General features: G+C 72.2%; 2 protein-coding genes. Both read right to left on the bottom strand.

The features are described 5' to 3' along the window. A partial coding sequence (locus tag AB0G02_RS41705) for a hypothetical protein (RefSeq protein WP_360806557.1) occupies positions 1-259 on the bottom strand: 259 nt, incomplete at its 3' end. 32 nt (positions 260-291) lie between these two features. After that, positions 292-1,068, bottom strand: a complete 777-nt coding sequence (locus tag AB0G02_RS41710) for an ABC transporter ATP-binding protein (RefSeq protein ID WP_360806560.1) — start codon at positions 1,066-1,068, stop codon at positions 292-294. Positions 1,069-1,121: the final 53 nt, after the last annotated feature.

A 1,121-nucleotide genomic window follows, 5' to 3' on the forward strand; every position in this document is an offset into this window, starting at 1 on the left:
TCAGCGGCTTGTCAGCCGTGTTCGACAACCTGTGGTCGTGACCGCTGCCCGGACGGGTCGGCGCTGCTCGGAGACCTGCACGAGAAAGGGGCGGTTCCTCCCCGGTGATCTCCACGACGTCACCGACGACGTAGTAGGGCGAGTCGGGTTCGAGCCGCTGCGCGTTCCAGATGCCCAGTTGGGCGCTGGTCAGGTCGAGGACCGCGGCGGCCGGTGGCACGTCCGCGGTCGTCGGGCGCTGGGCGTGGGCAGTGCTCAACTCGTGCTCCTGGAATCGGGGGTGTGCCGCGCTCAGAGCGCAGGCACGACCATGGGTGTGCCGGTCACCGGGTCGGGCACGACGACGCTGGGCAGGTCGAAGACGTCCTCGATCAGGGCGGCGTCCACGATCTCGGCGGCGCTGCCCTGGGCGACGACCCGGCCGTCCCGCATGGCGACCAGGTGGTCGGCGTACCGGCAGGCCTGGTTGATGTCGTGCAGCACGGCGATGATCGTGCGGCCCTCGTCGCGCAGCCGCGCCAGCAGCGCGAGCAGCTGGTACTGGTGGGCGATGTCGAGGAACGACGTGGGCTCGTCCAGCAGCAGGTAGGGCGTCTGCTGGGCCAGCACGACCGCCACCCACACGCGCTGCCGCTGACCGCCGGACAGCTCCTGCACCGGCCGGTCCGCGAGTTCGGCGACACCGGCGGCGGCCATCGCCTCGACGACGGCGGCCTCGTCGCGCTCCGACCACGTCGACAGCAGCGACTGGTGCGGGAACCGGCCGCGCGCGACGAGCTGCCGGACGCGGATGTCGTCGGGTGCCACCGGGTCCTGCGGCAGGAAGCCGAGGTCGCGGGCCAGCGCCTTGGTCTGGTAGGCGCCCACCTCGCGCTCGTCGAACAGCACCTGCCCGTCGGTCGGGCGCAGCAGCCGCACGAAGGCGCGCAGCAGGGTCGACTTGCCGCAGGCGTTGGGGCCGACGATGGCGGTGAACGCGCCGTCGGGGATGTCGAGGTCCAGCCGCGTGGACACCACCCGGTCGCCGTAGCGCAGCGTCAGGTCCCTCGCGGTCAGGCGCGTGGTCACGCTCGCCGCACCTCCTTGGTGAGCAGCCGGATCAGGTAGCAGCCGCCGATGGC

Origin of the sequence: Actinosynnema sp. NPDC023658, assembly GCF_040639995.1 — a bacterium.
Lineage (GTDB): Bacteria > Actinomycetota > Actinomycetes > Mycobacteriales > Pseudonocardiaceae > Actinosynnema.